The sequence below is a fragment of the Streptomyces sp. NPDC001902 genome, from assembly GCF_042891295.1.
GTDB lineage: Bacteria > Actinomycetota > Actinomycetes > Streptomycetales > Streptomycetaceae > Actinacidiphila.
This window is the reverse complement of record NZ_JBIATA010000010.1, coordinates 103852-118106: the sequence shown is the minus strand read 5'-3', so window position 1 is coordinate 118106 and position 14255 is coordinate 103852. Positions and strand designations below refer to the sequence as shown.

General features: G+C 70.0%; 15 protein-coding genes and 1 pseudogene. 10 read left to right on the top strand and 6 right to left on the bottom strand.

What is annotated here, in order from left to right; all coding sequences use genetic code 11:
- The first annotated feature begins 5 nt into the window (after positions 1 to 5).
- The gene (locus ACFYYN_RS18560; RefSeq protein ID WP_500546662.1) at positions 6 to 557 is read left to right on the top strand and encodes a TetR/AcrR family transcriptional regulator; all 552 of its coding nucleotides are present in this window, start codon (positions 6 to 8) and stop codon (positions 555 to 557) included.
- A 93-nt stretch (positions 558 to 650) separates the two neighbouring features.
- Here ACFYYN_RS18560 and ACFYYN_RS18555 read toward each other — a convergent pair whose 3' ends face one another.
- On the bottom strand, positions 651 to 1451 hold the full coding sequence (locus tag ACFYYN_RS18555) for an SDR family NAD(P)-dependent oxidoreductase (protein WP_500546661.1): 801 nt from the start codon (positions 1449 to 1451) through the stop codon (positions 651 to 653).
- Positions 1452 to 1538: 87 nt separating this feature from the next.
- On the opposite strand from ACFYYN_RS18555, the gene ACFYYN_RS18550 reads away from it, so the two are divergent.
- Entirely contained in the window at positions 1539 to 2390 is an 852-nt protein-coding gene (locus ACFYYN_RS18550; protein ID WP_500546660.1) for a helix-turn-helix transcriptional regulator, read from the top strand.
- A gap of 929 nt (positions 2391 to 3319) precedes the next feature.
- Here the strand turns inward: ACFYYN_RS18550 and ACFYYN_RS18545 are convergent.
- Positions 3320 to 4126, bottom strand: coding sequence for an SDR family NAD(P)-dependent oxidoreductase (locus ACFYYN_RS18545; RefSeq protein ID WP_500546659.1), 807 nt, complete (start codon positions 4124 to 4126; stop codon positions 3320 to 3322).
- 302 nt (positions 4127 to 4428) lie between these two features.
- Here ACFYYN_RS18545 and ACFYYN_RS18540 point away from each other — a divergent pair, with 302 nt between their 5' ends.
- A complete protein-coding gene (locus tag ACFYYN_RS18540) occupies positions 4429 to 5334 on the top strand; it encodes an RNA polymerase sigma-70 factor (protein WP_500546658.1) in 906 nt (301 codons plus the stop codon).
- A 181-nt stretch (positions 5335 to 5515) separates the two neighbouring features.
- Here ACFYYN_RS18540 and ACFYYN_RS18535 read toward each other — a convergent pair.
- Positions 5516 to 5746, bottom strand: a pseudogene (locus ACFYYN_RS18535) (aspartyl/asparaginyl beta-hydroxylase domain-containing protein); the annotation flags it as partial.
- Here ACFYYN_RS18535 and ACFYYN_RS18530 point away from each other — a divergent pair.
- Positions 5740 to 5994, top strand: coding sequence for a hypothetical protein (locus ACFYYN_RS18530; protein ID WP_500546657.1), 255 nt, complete (start codon positions 5740 to 5742; stop codon positions 5992 to 5994). The pseudogene ACFYYN_RS18535 and the gene ACFYYN_RS18530 overlap by 7 nt on opposite strands.
- Positions 5945 to 6205 carry a fatty acid desaturase gene (locus ACFYYN_RS18525; protein WP_500546656.1) on the top strand — a complete coding sequence of 87 codons (261 nt, stop codon included), beginning with the start codon at positions 5945 to 5947 and terminating at the stop codon, positions 6203 to 6205. Before ACFYYN_RS18530 ends, ACFYYN_RS18525 begins: the two co-directional genes overlap by 50 nt.
- Before the next feature lie 20 nt (positions 6206 to 6225).
- Here the strand turns inward: ACFYYN_RS18525 and ACFYYN_RS18520 are convergent, their stop codons facing one another.
- Both ACFYYN_RS18520 and ACFYYN_RS18515 read right to left on the bottom strand, forming a co-directional pair.
- A complete protein-coding gene (locus ACFYYN_RS18520; protein ID WP_500546655.1) occupies positions 6226 to 6963 on the bottom strand; it encodes a translation initiation factor IF-2 in 738 nt (245 codons plus the stop codon).
- A 136-nt stretch (positions 6964 to 7099) separates the two neighbouring features.
- Positions 7100 to 7534, bottom strand: coding sequence for a VOC family protein (locus ACFYYN_RS18515; protein WP_500546654.1), 435 nt, complete (start codon positions 7532 to 7534; stop codon positions 7100 to 7102).
- Between the two features lie 232 nt (positions 7535 to 7766).
- Here ACFYYN_RS18515 and ACFYYN_RS18510 point away from each other — a divergent pair, with 232 nt between their 5' ends.
- From ACFYYN_RS18510 to ACFYYN_RS18500, 3 genes are all read left to right on the top strand, one after another.
- Positions 7767 to 8210 carry a peptidoglycan-binding domain-containing protein gene (locus ACFYYN_RS18510; protein ID WP_500546653.1) on the top strand — a complete coding sequence of 148 codons (444 nt, stop codon included), beginning with the start codon at positions 7767 to 7769 and terminating at the stop codon, positions 8208 to 8210.
- Between the two features lie 331 nt (positions 8211 to 8541).
- Positions 8542 to 9045: a GNAT family N-acetyltransferase gene (locus ACFYYN_RS18505; RefSeq protein ID WP_500326105.1), complete on the top strand. Its 504-nt coding sequence runs from the start codon at positions 8542 to 8544 to the stop codon at positions 9043 to 9045.
- A 198-nt stretch (positions 9046 to 9243) separates the two neighbouring features.
- Positions 9244 to 10452, top strand: a complete 1209-nt coding sequence (locus ACFYYN_RS18500; protein ID WP_500546652.1) for an acyltransferase family protein — start codon at positions 9244 to 9246, stop codon at positions 10450 to 10452.
- Here the strand turns inward: ACFYYN_RS18500 and ACFYYN_RS18495 are convergent.
- Positions 10449 to 10766 carry a hypothetical protein gene (locus ACFYYN_RS18495; RefSeq protein WP_500546651.1) on the bottom strand — a complete coding sequence of 106 codons (318 nt, stop codon included), beginning with the start codon at positions 10764 to 10766 and terminating at the stop codon, positions 10449 to 10451. The two genes, ACFYYN_RS18500 and ACFYYN_RS18495, sit on opposite strands and share 4 nt — an antisense overlap.
- Before the next feature lie 162 nt (positions 10767 to 10928).
- Between ACFYYN_RS18495 and ACFYYN_RS18490 the strand changes: the two genes are divergently transcribed.
- Both ACFYYN_RS18490 and ACFYYN_RS18485 read left to right on the top strand, forming a co-directional pair.
- Entirely contained in the window at positions 10929 to 11375 is a 447-nt protein-coding gene (locus ACFYYN_RS18490; RefSeq protein WP_500546650.1) for a cupin domain-containing protein, read from the top strand.
- A 306-nt stretch (positions 11376 to 11681) separates the two neighbouring features.
- Complete coding sequence (locus tag ACFYYN_RS18485) at positions 11682 to 14168, top strand: SpoIIE family protein phosphatase (RefSeq protein WP_500546649.1); 2487 nt, start codon at positions 11682 to 11684, stop codon at positions 14166 to 14168.
- The last annotated feature ends 87 nt before the right edge of the window (positions 14169 to 14255 follow it).

Below are 14255 nucleotides of genomic sequence, written 5' to 3'. Positions count from 1 at the left end.
GACCCATGCCCGACGCCGCACGGCAGCGCTCCGACGCGCTGAAGAACCGGGAAGCCATCCTCCAGGTCGCCCACGACGCGCTCGCCGAATCCCCGGACGCCTCGCTCAACTCGATCGCCAAACGCGCGGGCGTCGGCCCCGGCACGCTCTACCGGCACTTCCCCACCCGGGAGGCGCTGATCCTGGAGGTCTACCGTCGCGACGTCGACCGCCTGGTGGACTCGGTGCCGGGCATTCTCGCCGCCCACGCCCCACTGGACGCGCTGAAGCGCTGGTTCACCACCCTCGCCGCCTACGTACGCATCAAGCACGGCCTCGGAGAAGCACTGCACTCCGCCGCCGCGCAAGAGGTCGTCAGCGCCTCGTGGCCCCCGGTCACCGCGGCCGTGGGCCGACTCCTCGACGCATGCGAACGCGCAGGCGAGGTACGCCCCGGCATCGACCCCGTCGACGTCATCATGCTCATGAGCTGCCTGTGGCGTACCCCCGACAACCCCGAAGGCGCCGCCCAGGCCACCCGCCTGCTGGAACTGGCGATCGACGGCTTCCGGCCGTAGAGCGGTTCCGTTCACCAAGGGACTCGGTGGCGGGCGGGAGGCAAGGCGACCCCCGGAACCGCCCGCGACCGGTCCTTCAGGCGTGTCCCGGCTTCATGCCTGCATGCCGCCGTCGACCGGGAGCACGGTCCCGGTGATGTAGGAGGCACGGTCGCTCAGGAGCCAGGCGGCGGCCTGGGCGATCTCGTCGGGGTCGGCCGCACGGCGCAGCGGGGTGCGCGCGTTCAGCTGGTCGACGACGCCGGGTGCGCGGTCGTTCCACTCACGGATCATCTCGGTCAGTGTGGTGCCGGGGGCGATGGCGTTGACGCGGATGCCCTCCGGGCCGTAGGTGACGGCTGCCGACTCGGTGAGGCTGTTGACCGCGCGCTTCATCGCACCGTAGGCAGGCAGTGTGGGGTTGCCCCTCAGGCTGCCGACGGACGAGTTGTTGACGATCGCCCCCGTGCCGGCGGTGGCCCGGATGGCGGCGACCTCGGCGGACATGGCCAGCCACGGACCCTTGAGGTTCACGGCGTAGACGTGGTCGAGATCCGCCTCGGGCACGTGGTCCAGCGGGGCCGGCGGCACGCTGGTCGCCGCGTTGTTGAAGGCGACGTCGAGCCGGCCGTACAGGCCCACGGCGCGGTCGACGGCGGCACGGACACTGGCCCCGTCGGCCAGGTCGCACACCGCGTACCCGGCGGTGCCGCCCGCCGCCCGGATTTCCTCGGTCACCGTCTTGAGCTGGTCCTCCGTGCGGGCCGCGAGCAGCACCCGGGCGCCCTCCCGGGCGAACAGCCGCGCTGCGGCGGCGCCGATACCGCGACCGGCACCGGTGATGAAGGCGACTTTGCCGGCCAGCAGGCCCATGGCGGCGGGGGCGGAGGTGTCGGTGGTCTGTGCGTTGTCCATGGCATCGAGCCTGCGTCCGGCCGCGCAGCCCATCCAGGCACCGGCGGTACCTGGATCGGCTGTGGGGCACCGCGCACACTGGACGGCGTGGACAGACGGGAACTCGCAGGCTTCCTGCGCAGCAGGCGTGAGGGCATCACCCCCGCCGACGTGGGTCTGCCCGCCGGGCCGCGCCGCCGCACCCCGGGGCTGCGCCGCGAGGAGGTGGCGCAACTGGCGTTCATCTCGACCGAGTACTACACCCGGCTGGAGCAGGCCCGCGGCCCGCGCCCGTCGCGCGAGGTGCTCGCCGGTCTGGCCCGGGCCCTGCGCCTGTCGGACGCCGAACGCGACCACCTGCACCACCTCGCCGGAGCACCGCCCGGCCCGCCCGCCGGGCCCCCGCGTGAAGTGCGGCAGAGCATCCTCGACCTGCTGCGGCGGCTGCCGCACGCCGCGGCGATCGTGCTGTCCGCGACATACGAGGTGATCGCCTGGAACGACCTGGCGGCAGCCCTGTTGGAGGACTTCTCGGCTCTGTCCCGGCCCGAGCGCAACCTCGTCCGCCGTGCCTTTCTCGCACCGCGATCGCGGGAGCGGCTGGTGCACGACCCGTCCGAGGCGGCGGCGTTCGCCCACGCCGCGGCCCGGCACCTGCGTGCCTCCGCCGCCCGCTACCCCGACGACCCCGAGGTGGCCGCCCTGGTGGAGGACCTCCTCGCCGGCAGCGCGGAGTTCGCCCGGCTGTGGGCCGCCCACGACGTGCACGCCGAGCCCACCCTGCGCAAGACCGTCCACCACCCACTGATCGGCCGCATCACCGTGAACTGCGACGTCCTCGACATCACCGACCGCGACCAGCAGGTCGTGATCTACACCGCGGACCCCGGCTCGCCCGCGGAGGAGGCGCTGCGGCTCCTGTCGGTGATCGGCACGCAGCGCATGGACGTGTCCGGCTGAGCCGGACCACGGTGACAGTCCGGTCACGGGCGGCACTCGCCATCACGACGCGTCCGATCCCACCGACCCGGCCGTCCTCCTCCCCCTTCGCAACAGCGGCTCGTGGTAGAGATCCGCCACCCCGGCGCACTCTGGGGCCAAGGTCCCGGCCGCCACCTCACGGGCTGTCTCGGCCATCCAGGCACGCGAGTTGTCAGAAGGTCTGCTCGCCATGAGCCAGGCGGTACGCCCGGACACTGACAGTCCTCGTCCGCACGCCTTCCAAGTCTGTTGGTTTTGGTCGGCGGCCCGAACGTGGCCGTCCATCTGCGTCCAAGCGTGTTCGGCGGCGCTGCCTGTCAGCCCCGCTGCCAACGCTGAAACTCGGCAGCCGGTCGGGCTTCGTTCACGAGAGCGGGCTTCCACGTCGACGACCGCGACTCCTACGTGGCAGCGCGAGCGCTGGTCAGATATTCGAGCTTGGGGTCCGGCGCGCCGCAGCGCAGGATCCTGTCCACCGCCTGCCACCTGTCGACGGGTACGGGGTAGCAAAAGATCATCCAGGGGTCGTCCGGATCCGGGTCGATCACTGGGCGAAGTCGGATCACCTGCTCGCGGCTGATGGGGGGATTCGCTGACGAAAGAACGGGTCTGCTCGGCCCATCGGTGGCGCACCGTACCATGCGGGCGTTGGTGCGATCTCGGGCCGGTGGCCTGCCTGGGCCGGGGTCGGGCATGGCCAGGGGGCGGATGCCGGCCGTGAACCGGGCCGGCACCTGCCTGCCCGCACCACAGGGGCCGACCCTGTTGACCCTCTTGATGCGAACCATGGGCGCGGGGCACGGCGCACCGCAAAGAGGGGAACGACCTTGGCGATGATCTGGTCAGCCGTCCGGCGGCCCGTGCGCGCAACCGGGTGCCCTGCAACGCGACCCGGTCGTCGAACAGTCCTAGCTGAGGGCGATACCACCGTTGACCTTGATGCGTTCACCCGTGATGAAGCCGGCGTCCGGTGTTGCGAGGAAGGCCACGGCGGCGGCGACGTCTTCCGGTCGGCCCATGCGTCCCAGTGGCACTTCGGCGGCATATGCGGCCAGGGAGTCGGGATCCGCTCCCGCGTGCCGTTCGACCGGGATCCAGCCTGGGGCGACGGTGTTCACGGTGATCCCGAACGGGCCGAGTGCTTGGGCCCAGGACTTGGTCAGGCTGTGCTGGGCGGCCTTGGCGGCGACGTAGGCCGACATCTCGGGCACCGCGCGCTCCAGCACGTCCGAGCCGATCTGGATGATCCGGCCGCCACCGTGCTCGCGCATGGTCGGCAGTACCGCCTGCATCAGCAGTGTGGGGCTCTTGACGAAGAACACGAGCTGGGCGAGATGGTCTTGCCAGGTCACCGTTGCCGGATCCACGTCGGGCTGCGGGCCGGTTGCGTTGACGACGAGAGTGGCAACCGGGCCGAGGCGGGCCGTCACGTCCGCCACGAGGCTGGTGACGGCGGCCTCGTCGGTCACGTCTGCGGCGAAGGCCTCGGCGGTGCCGCCCGCGGCGCGTACCTCCGTCACCACCCGGCGAGCGGCTTCGGCCGCCGACCGGTACACAACGGCGACCGGGTGCCCGTCGGCCGCGAGACGTCGGGCGATCACTGCGCCGAGGCCACGCGAGGCCCCGGTGACCAGCGCGGTACCGGTGATGGCCGCACCTTCAGACATGAATGCAGCGTACATGGAGACATGAACGTGACTGGCTCGCGCGGGCACGATGTGACGCGGCAGGCAGTAAGCATCACAACAGTGTCATCAAGGCGCCACTCAAGAGAGCAGCCCTCCCCCGAGATAACGCCAACAGCACGCCCAGATAGTCGTCTACCTGGCGCTTCGCCTACCCTTCCGCACGCAAACACGCCGTCCACCTTGATGATCAGACAGTGTGATACGTTCATCCAGCATTGAGTTCAGGGGGCGGTCCGACCTGGATCCCGCGGCAAGCAGGACCACACCCCTCAGCGCGCGTCCCACTGGGCCTGCCACGAGCCGTGGTGATGCGAAATTGGAGGCCACCCATGCGTGCGGGTGATGACGCAGACTCCCTTGAGCAGGCGACGAGGAACTTCATGGCGGCGCGTCCCCGGCTCTTCGGTATCACCTACCGCGTGCTGGGCAGTGCCGCGGAGGCCGAGGACATCGTCCAGGAGACGTGGCTGCGGTGGCAGACCGTCGACCGTGGCGACGTCCAGGATCCGGCGGCGTTCCTTGCGACGATCACCAGCCGTCTCGCGATCAATTGCGCCAAGTCGGCCAGGATGCGGCGCGAGTCGTACGTCGGGCCCTGGCTTCCGGAGCCGGTGTACACCGGCGTGGATCCGCACTTGGGAGCGGAACGGGCCGAGGCACTCGACATGGCGGTTCTCTTCCTGCTGGAGAAGCTGAACCCAGTGGAGCGGGCCGCCTACGTGCTGAGGGAGGCTTTCGACTATCCGTACAAGCAGGTCGCGGACATCCTGGAGACGAGCGAGGCCAATACGCGCCAGTTGGTGAGCCGTGCCCGGAAGCATCTGGCGGCGGAACGCAGGGAGCCGGTCAGTTCCACCGCGCACCGGCGCCTGCTGAAGGCGTTCGTCGCGGCGGCGCGAACCGGCGATCTGGCGGCACTTGAGGAACTTCTCGCCGCCGACGTCGTCAGTTACGCCGACAGCGCGGGCACGCGCGGAGCGTCCAGGATCCCGATCGTCGGCCGGGCAGACGTCTCCAGGACTCTTGTCGCCTACTCCCCGCGCTTCTGGCCCGAGACGGAGATCCGCTGGGTGGAGGCCAACGGCCGGCCGGCTGCCCTCGTCTCGACCCGTGGTGACGCGGTGGCGCTCGTGACTGCCGATGTGTCGGAGCGGGGCATCGAGCGCATCATGTGGGTGGTGAGCCCCGCCAAACTGGCCCCCTACGTGGCATCACTGGCCCCCGGCCACCCGTAGCGGGCATGGTGTTCACCGTCTCCATGCCGCACTGCGCGAACGCGGGAGGGGCGTTCCGGTTCCGCAGCAGGCCGCGCGGTTCTGCCTGGATTGGCCCCTCCGCACCTTCGTGTCCCTCTTCCCGGCCGGCCGCGTCCGGCCGGGAAGAGGGCCGGCGCGACGCGGGAGGACGCGCTCGGGATCAGCCCATCATCTTGCGGATCTCCGTCATGAGCGCGACCAGCGCGGCCCGTTCGGGCAGCGTGGTGTCCGGGTGCCAGAGGTCCACGAGGAGACACGTCCGGGTCCGCGTTCCGTGGTTCCACGCCTCGATGGCCAGGTGCAGGTTGATGCTGAAGTTCCACAGGTCGCAGTGGGGTGCGATGGAGGCGCCGGCGAGCAGCGTCGAGAAGTGCGACTCCAGAAGTGGGCAGTGCGCTCGCCCTCGACGCTTTCTGCCGCGCCGCGGTGGTCCGGTACAGCCTCGACGACCGCGATCGTGTGCTGCAGTTCGCCTCCCTGAGCTTCGACGCCAGCATCGAGGAGATCTTCCCCGCGCTCGTCAGCGGCGCCGCGATCGTGCTGCGCGACGAGGACATGATCAGCCGACCGGACCTGTTCCTGAGCCGCTGTGCGGACCTCGCGGTCACGGTCCTCGACCTGCCGACCGCCCACCGCTGATGTCCTTCGGAACACCCTTTCCATCCCCGGGAGTTGGTTCAGCCCCTGGTTCACCAACGGCAACAACCTGCACATCGAGCACCACGCGGCGACGAGCGTCCCGATCAACCAGCTACCCACCCGCCACGCGGAAACCGTCCGGTATGCCGTGCACGTGGAACGGACCTACCCCGACTTCTACCGCGCCCTGTGGCAGACGGTGCGGCGCTGAACCGGAGGCAGCCACCGCGTTCAGTGCGGTGGCGGTTCCGGGTCCAGGGCGTTGCCGACGGTGCAGCCGCCCTCTCCGGGCATCCGCTGGATCCGGGGCGGCACCCACACCTCGGTGGCCCCGGGGCCCACGCGGGCAAGAAGGCAGTCCTGCGCGTCGAAGCCGTTGCCCTTCACCGACAGGAGAACGCCGACCAGGCCGCCGTCCGCCTTCACTTCGGTACGGATCGCCGGATCCAGGTCCAGGGCGGCGAGCGTACGGCGCACCTCGGCCTCGTCCACCCGGCCGCCCTCCGGCACCCGGGGGAGTTCCGCGCGGAGCTCCTCGTACGGCAACCAGGGCGGTTCGGGTGGTGGGGCGAAGGTCAGCGGAGGCCCATCCGGGCACTCCACGTCACGCGGCTCCTCACGCCACTCCGACCTGGGCGACACCCGCACCGCAAAACAGCGCCGCACGACGACCTCCTCGGCGTCGAGCCATCCGTCGTACGCCGAACCGGACGTGCGGACGACCACATTGACACCGTCCCCGTCGTGTGTCGAGGTACCCGTCACCCGCAGTACCTCCACGCCGTCGATGCCGGAAGCGGCGCGCCCGACCTCCTCCGCCGTGCGCGGACGCTGGCCGTAGAGCCGCTCACCCGCGTTCCTGGCCACCTCCCGCGCGGCGTCCGTCGCCTCGTCCTCGGAGGACTGCACCACCCCGCAGCCGACGGTGAACAGCAGCAGTGGGGTGAGCAGCAGCAGTAGTCGGCGCATGCGTCCACCCTTCCGGCGCCGCAGGCGGCGGGTAACCGTTCGCGTACTCAGACCGGCGTGGGTGATCGTACTCAGCCGGTGCGGCGATCAGAGACGGGCGCACCCCGTGAGGTTCCGGCGGCGGGCGTGAGGATGCTCAGTCGATACAGAATTCGTTGCCCTCGATGTCCAGCATGGGGATGCACGACTCGTTTTCCTCATCGGCGTACAGCGTTTGCACATGGGTGGCGCCGAGCGCGACGAGTCGTGCGCACTCGGCTTCGAGCGTGGCGAGGCGCTCGTCCCCCACGAGCCCGGTGCCGACCCGGACGTCGAGATGCACGCGGTTCTTGACGCTCTTGCCTTCGGGGACGCGCTGGAAGTACAGGCGCGGGCCCACGCCTGAGGGATCACTGCACGCGAACCATGAACCCCGCTCCGCAGGAGGCAGGGTGCCGTTGAAGTCCTCCCAGGTGGCGAACCCCTCCGGGGGCGGCGGTACGACGTACCCCAACACCTCGCACCAGAAACGAGCGAGGCGCTCAGGTTCTGCGCAGTCAAAGGTGACTTGGAACTTCTTGATCGCTGACATCGGCGCACCATAGCAGGCGGACCAGGGTGGGATGCCCGCACCCGGACCGCCGATCGGCGGCCACAGCCCGTACTTGCTCCGGGATCGATGCAACCGCGGTGCAACCGCGCTGCAAGTGACGCGGTGGAGAGTCCCTCTGCGGATGTACCTGCCGCGGGCCCCTGCGTTGGGGGCGGAACGTGAGCGTGCCGGTCCGGCAGGAAAGTCGGGCCGGCTTCTACAAGGAGGACTCGTGAGACGGAGCATCACCAGCCTTGTCGTAGCGCTGCTGGCCCTCGGCGGCGCGGCCGTGAGCACCACCCCCGCGGCGGCGGCCCCACCCACGTGCAACGCGGTCAAGGCGGTGCCGGGATACAACGGGATCTACTTGAAGGCGCTCGTGTACTCGGGGACGGGATCCACCACGTGTGCCCTTCAGCAGGGCAACTCGGGCGCGGCGGTCAAGGAGCTGCAGATCGCCCTCAACAAGTGCTTCTACCTGGCATACGACAGAACCGCGCCGTACTGGCCGCTGCAGGAGGACGGCGCCTTCGGCCCCAACACCAAGAAGGCGCTGACCGAGGCGCAGGACTACTTCACGAATGTGCCTGCCGACATCGACGGGGTGTACGGGCCGATCACCCGGGACCTGCTGCTGTGGAGGCTGAACAGCGGCAACGGCTGCTGGTTCTTCTAGATGACGGCTGCCGAGGGTTGGCGATCGTAGCCGTTCAGAAGGGGTAGGACGGTGCGGCGGGCGGGGCCGGCGGTGCGTGGACCGGCCCGCGGCCGTGCGCGGCAGGGGCAGGTGCGGGTCGGTCCGTGGCGCCGGGGTCGGCATCACCGAGGGCCGGCGCCCAACGGCAGGCGGCCTGCCCGAGCAAGGCCCCGCCCGCTCCACCCGGCGCACCGGACTGCCCGGTTCGCACGGTTGTCCGCAGGCCGCTTCCCGTCCCCCTTCTCGTGGGTCCACGCCGTCACAGAAGGCGGAACGCGGCGCGTGGTGAGCCGTGGGGCAGAGTAGGGGCATGTCTACGTACGAGACGATGTCGTTCCACCTTGAGACCGAGCGGCTGATACTGCGGCCGTGGGCCGAGTCGGACGCCGCTGAATTCAGCGCCCTCCTCTCCGAACGCGGCAACGGCACGCCCACGGTCGAGCGCATCCGGACGGCCATCGCGGAACTGCTCGCCGCAACGGAGAGCACGGGGATCGCCCTGCTGCCCATCCAGCGTCGGGATGAAGGTGACTTCATCGGCTATTGCGGGTTGATCATCGGCCGCTCCACCCTGGACGAACCCGAAATCGCGTATGAGTTGTTCCAGCGCGCGCATGGGCATGGTTACGCCACCGAGGCGGCCCGTGCGGTGCTCGACGCCGCAATTGCGACCGGGCGGAAACGGCTCTGGTCGACCGTCGGCACGTGGAACACACCGTCGCTCCGTGTCCTGGAGAAGCTCGGGTTCGAGCGGGATCACGTTTCCACGGAGGACAACGGCGAAGTGGTCTGGCTGACGCGCTCGTTGCCGTAACCCGAGGTGGTAGTGGCCGGCCCCGAGGCGCCACCCAGGTCCGCGCCGGCCTTCACCGGCAAGATCATGATCTGCAGCCGACACACTAGGGCGGGCATCGAAAGTTGATCTTCGGCGTGAACGGAGTCCGTTGCGGGGGTGGCGCCCGGCGGCCGCCTTGCCAACACTGGTGACGTACAGGCGACGGGGGGCACGGACATGGGGACGCGCACAGAACCGGCGCAGGCACCGCTACCGGAGCGGCGGCCGGAGCTGGACGCGATCCGGATGCTGGTCGTGATCGGGCTGGTCTTCTTCCACTCGGCGCTCGTGTTCGCTGCCGACGACGACTTCTACGTCAAGAACTCCGAGACCACCGAAGCCATCATGATCATCGCCGGGTTCGGGGTCGTCTGGGCCATGCCGCTGCTGTTCCTCATCTCCGGCCTGGGTGCCTGGCACTCGCTTCAGCGCCGCGGCGCGGGAGGCTTCGCCGGCGAGCGGCTGCTGCGGCTCGGCGTTCCGCTGGTCTTCGCGACCCTCGTGCTGAACCCGCTGCCGCAGTGGCTGCGGCTGCGCTCGGCCGACGCCGACTACCACGAGTCGTACCTCGGCTTCCTGCCCCGCTTCTTCGACGTGCACCTGGAGCCCGGGGAGTTCCCCTTCCTCGTCCAGGGCGAGCACTTCGAGACCGGCCATCTTTGGTTCGTCGTGCTCCTCCTGGCGTTCTCCCTCATGCTGGTGCCGTTCCACCGGTGGTTGCCGCACGAGCACGTCCGCCGCATCGGCGACCGGGTGGCGGAGGCGACCCTGCGCCGGCGGGGCGTCGTGTTCCTGCCGGCCCTCGCCTTCGCGGCGATCTGTGCCTTCGCACGGCTGGAGGAGGACTACGCGGGCTGGCACCGCTGGTCGTACCTGCTGTTCTTCGTCGCCGGCTTCGCGCTCGCCACCGACGACCGCTTCCGCACCGTGATGCGGCGCGACGCCGGGACCGCAGCCTGGCTAGGCGCCCTGCTGTTCGCGGCAGCCGGCCCCGGCTTTGCCCTGGCCGACGAGCCCTTCACGGAGATGACCGCCCTGGCCACCGTCTCACGGGCGCTGTTCGGTGCGGCCGGATGGTGCCTGGTGGTGGCCATCCCGGGCCTCCTCGACCGTCGGCGGCCGGAGCAACCGCGTGCGGCGCCGAACCCGACCCCGACGACGCGTCGGCGCCTCTACGGCTATCTCGCCGCAGCCGTGCTGCCGCTGTACGTCCTGCACCAGCCGATCGTGGTCGCCGTCGCATACTTCGTGGTCGGCTGGTCCGCGCCGATCCTGGTTGAGTACGCCGTGCTCGTGGTGATCGCCCTCACCCTCACTCTCACCGCCTACGAGCTGCTGGTCCGCCGCACACGGGCGACCCGCTTCCTGTTCGGGATGCGACCCTAGGGGCGTCTCGAATGTGCTGGCCGCAGCCACTCGTTGACAGCCCCTACGAGGACGGTCGCCTCGTGGCGGACCATGAGTTCCCTGTAGTCCTCCGGGTCGAACTTCGACGGACGGCCGCCGTGGGAGCCGCGTTTCCTTCGGTTGCGGGCCTGGTCGGCCTTGTCCGGGATGGTGCAGCGAATGCCACGTCTGCGCAGGTAAGCGGGGTGCTTGCGGGAGGCGTACGCCTTGGCGGCGCGCACCCGCCGCGGCCGGGTGGCAGCCCCTTCGGGGGAGTTCTCGGTCCACCACGCACCCGAGGGGTGCTGACGCACGGGGGCGGAAGCAAATCCTTCATCGATCAGGGTCTGCCCGGCGTCCCCGACCAGGCGGCCACCCCGGTCGTGCACTCGAAGGATGGGTGTGAACCTGGAATCGGGTACGGCTGCCGCGCAGTGGCACGGGCGGCGGATGGTGATCCACGGAGGTGCAGCACCATGTCGGACGAGACATCAGTGGACAAGACCGATGAGCAGCCCCGCTCGGAGCTGTGGAAGTCGCAGCTGAAGACGCTGCAAGAAGTCAAGCCGCCTTTCGTCCCGGAAGGCGCCACGTCGATGACCATCATCGTCTGGCGGGAACCCGGCGACCCCGGCGCTCCTCCGCACCGGCACTCGGGGCCGGCCTTCGGCTACGTCACCGAGGGCGCGGTGCGTTTTGAGCTCGAGGGCGAGCCGGAGCGCGTGATCAAGGCCGGTGAGACGTTCTGGGAGCCGGGCGGGGACGTGATCCACTACCAGGACGGCAACGCCCTGGATGACCAGCGAACCGAATTCGTCGTGACCATGCTCTGCGCACCGGGCCAGCCGATGCTCACCGTGGTCGAAGAGGATGAGCTGGCCCAGCGCGCCCATCTGCGTGCTCCGCGCCCCGCCACGGGCTGACACGCGTCGCCCGGGGTGATCCCTCCGTGGCGCCGCCTGAACATCCGGCGGGTAGGGCCGGGCCGTCACCGTGTGGACCACCATGCCGACCGGCGAGCCCGGCGCTCAGCCATGGGTCACATGGGGGCTCCACGTCTCTGCCCATCACCGCTTGCCAGCATTTCTGCAGGTCAGAGCTGTATCGGAACTGAGCCTTCGCCCTCCTTGCGTCCGGCTTGTCACAAAATGGTGACTTGGTTGGTCTTTCAACTACACGCGGGAAATCTCCAACCACTCCCCCACGCCACACACAAGGACGGCAGTGCGATGACCACGAAGAGCTTTGACCGCCTGGCACTCGGTAACCAGCCGAGCAGGCTCGACATACCCGACGCGGCCATCGCCATGCTGGACGAGCAGGGGGCCGTCGCCGCATGGACACAGGCCGCCGAACGCCTGGTCGGGTACGCAGCCTCGGACGTGGTGGGCCGGTCGGCCGCTCTGGTGCTGCCGCTCTTCGGCGAGGGGCAGACCACGCCGGACTTCGTCAAGCACTGCCAGGCCCGGAACGGCTGGTCGGGCACCACAGCCGTACGCCATCGAGACGGACGGGTGATCGAGGTGTGCCTGCGGATCACGATGGTGCGCGGGCGGGCCGGAGCGGCGCAGTGGCTCGTCTCGGTGACCGAGACCGGCACGTGGACCGGGAAAGCCATGAGTGGTCTGCTGCGGGGATCGCTCCTGGCTCGCACGCCCATCGGGGTCGCGGTGCGTGACCCGCAGCTACACTGCGCGTTCGTCAACGACGTGATCGCGGAGCACGACGGGATTCCCTGTGACGAGCGGCTCGGACGCAGGCTCACGGAGGTGTTGCCCGGTCCCAAGGCCGAAGCGCTCGAGGAATTGACCCGGCAGATCCTGCACAGCCGCAGCACCAAGCTGCACGAGTACCGGACGTGGCTGACGATACGCAGGGGCGGGGAGCACCCGTTCGCGGCGTCGTTCCACTGCCTCCAGGGCGCCGACGGCGAGCCGCTGGGGGTGTGCGTCATCAGCGCCGACGTCGCCGAGAGCCGGCAGGTCCACGAACGTCTGGCCGTCGTCGGTGAGGCCGGCGCACGCCTGGGCGGAAGCCTGGACGTGATGGAGGCCAGTCAGGAACTGGCCGATCTCGCGGTGCCGCTGCTGGCCGACGTCGTCGCCGTGGATCTGGAGCAGTCGACGCTGTCCGGTGAGGGCTGGCCGATCCGTGTGGGTTCGGTCGGCGAGCGCCGCCCCACGCTGCGCCGTACGGGCCTGGCCTCGATCCATGAAGGGGCACCGGAATCGCCATGGGCACGTGGCAGGTCGGTGGCCGTACCGCCGGCCTCGCCGCTCGGTAGCGTCCTGAGCACGGGCAGGTCCCATCTGGAGCCGATCCTGGACAGCGCACCGGGGGTGTGGATCGACCAGGTTCCGACGCTCCGGGAGCGGATCCGCACGAACGGGATGCACTCGCTGATGGTCGTCCCCATCCGTGCGCGGCGTGCTCTGCTGGGTACGGTGCTGTTCGTCCGCAGTCAGGACCCCACGCCGTTCCAGGAAGCCGACCTGCTGCTGGCCGAGGAGGTCGTCTCGCGCGCCGCGCAGGCGCTGGACAACGCGCGCCGGTTCGCCCGTGAGCAGACCGCGGCCCTGACGCTGCAGCGCAACCTGCTCCCGCACCGGCTGCGGGGCGGAACCGCGGTCGAGGCGGCTTCGCGCTATCTGCCGGCCGACCTGGACCACGGGGTCGGTGGCGACTGGTTCGACGTGATCCCGCTGTCCGGTGCCCGGGTGGCCCTCGTCGTCGGTGACGTCGTCGGGCACGGCCTGAACGCCGCGGCGACCATGGGCACGCTGCGCGCGGCCGTCCGCACGCTGGCCGACATGGAACTGCCGCCGGCCGAACTGCTGGCCCGTCTGGACGACACGCTCCAGCGCCTGGGCGAGGAGGACGCCGACGCCGTGGGCGGCACGGCAGCCGTGATGGTGGCCACGTGTCTGTACGCCGTGTACGACCCGGCCACACGCGTGTGCACGATGGCCCGGGCCGGGCATCCCCCGCCCGCGATCATCGACCCGCACGGCCGGGTCAGCTTCCCCGACCTCCCCACCGGATCCCCGCTCGGCGTCGGTCTCGGGGATCCCTTCGAGGCGGTGGAGCTGGAACTTCCCGAGGGAAGCCTGGTGGCCCTGTACACCGACGGCCTTGTCGAGTCCCGGGACCATGACATCGAGGAGGGGATGAAGCACCTGGGCACCGCCCTCGCCGAGCCGGACCGGGCTCTGGAAGACCTCTGTGACCGCGCGACGGAGTCCTTCATGGGTCAGGCGTCGTGCGACGACGTCACCCTGCTCCTGGTCAGGACCTACTCACTCGACACGAGCCGGTCGGCTTCCTGGACACTGCCCGCCCACGAAGGCGCCTCCCGCCGCGCACGGCAGTTGGTGGGCAGTCAGCTGGCCGCGTGGGGCCTCGACGAGCTCGCGGACTCCACGAAGCTGATCGTCAGCGAACTGGTCACCAACGCCGTCCGCTACGGCTCCGGCCCGATCAGCCTGCGCCTGAAACGACACCAGGGCCTCACCACCGAGGTTTCCGACGCCGAGGTTTGTGCTCCGCACGTACGCAGTGCACGAACCACGGACGAGAACGGCCGCGGCCTCTTCCTCGTCACCCAGCTCTCCCGCCGCTGGGGCGCCCGCCCGGCACCGCACGGCAAGGTCGTCTGGGCGGAACAGGACCTGCCCGGCGCAGCCGGCGCCGGAGCACGTCCCCTGCAAGTCGGCTAGAGCCTCCTTTCCGATCTTGGTAGGGGCGTGACACCCCGCACCAGCCACTACGAGCGAAGCGGTCACCCACCACCCGGACACCGCCAC

Coding starts and splice junctions, on each gene's coding strand:
- ACFYYN_RS18560 (WP_500546662.1), top strand. CDS start 6: ATGCCCGACGCCGCACGGCAGCGCTCCGACGCGCTGAAGAACCGGGAA.
- ACFYYN_RS18555 (WP_500546661.1), bottom strand. CDS start 1,451: ATGGACAACGCACAGACCACCGACACCTCCGCCCCCGCCGCCATGGGC.
- ACFYYN_RS18540 (WP_500546658.1), top strand. CDS start 4,429: ATGCGTGCGGGTGATGACGCAGACTCCCTTGAGCAGGCGACGAGGAAC.
- ACFYYN_RS18520 (WP_500546655.1), bottom strand. CDS start 6,963: ATGCGCCGACTACTGCTGCTGCTCACCCCACTGCTGCTGTTCACCGTC.
- ACFYYN_RS18515 (WP_500546654.1), bottom strand. CDS start 7,534: ATGTCAGCGATCAAGAAGTTCCAAGTCACCTTTGACTGCGCAGAACCT.
- ACFYYN_RS18505 (WP_500326105.1), top strand. CDS start 8,542: ATGTCTACGTACGAGACGATGTCGTTCCACCTTGAGACCGAGCGGCTG.
- ACFYYN_RS18500 (WP_500546652.1), top strand. CDS start 9,244: ATGGGGACGCGCACAGAACCGGCGCAGGCACCGCTACCGGAGCGGCGG.
- ACFYYN_RS18490 (WP_500546650.1), top strand. CDS start 10,929: ATGTCGGACGAGACATCAGTGGACAAGACCGATGAGCAGCCCCGCTCG.
- ACFYYN_RS18485 (WP_500546649.1), top strand. CDS start 11,682: ATGACCACGAAGAGCTTTGACCGCCTGGCACTCGGTAACCAGCCGAGC.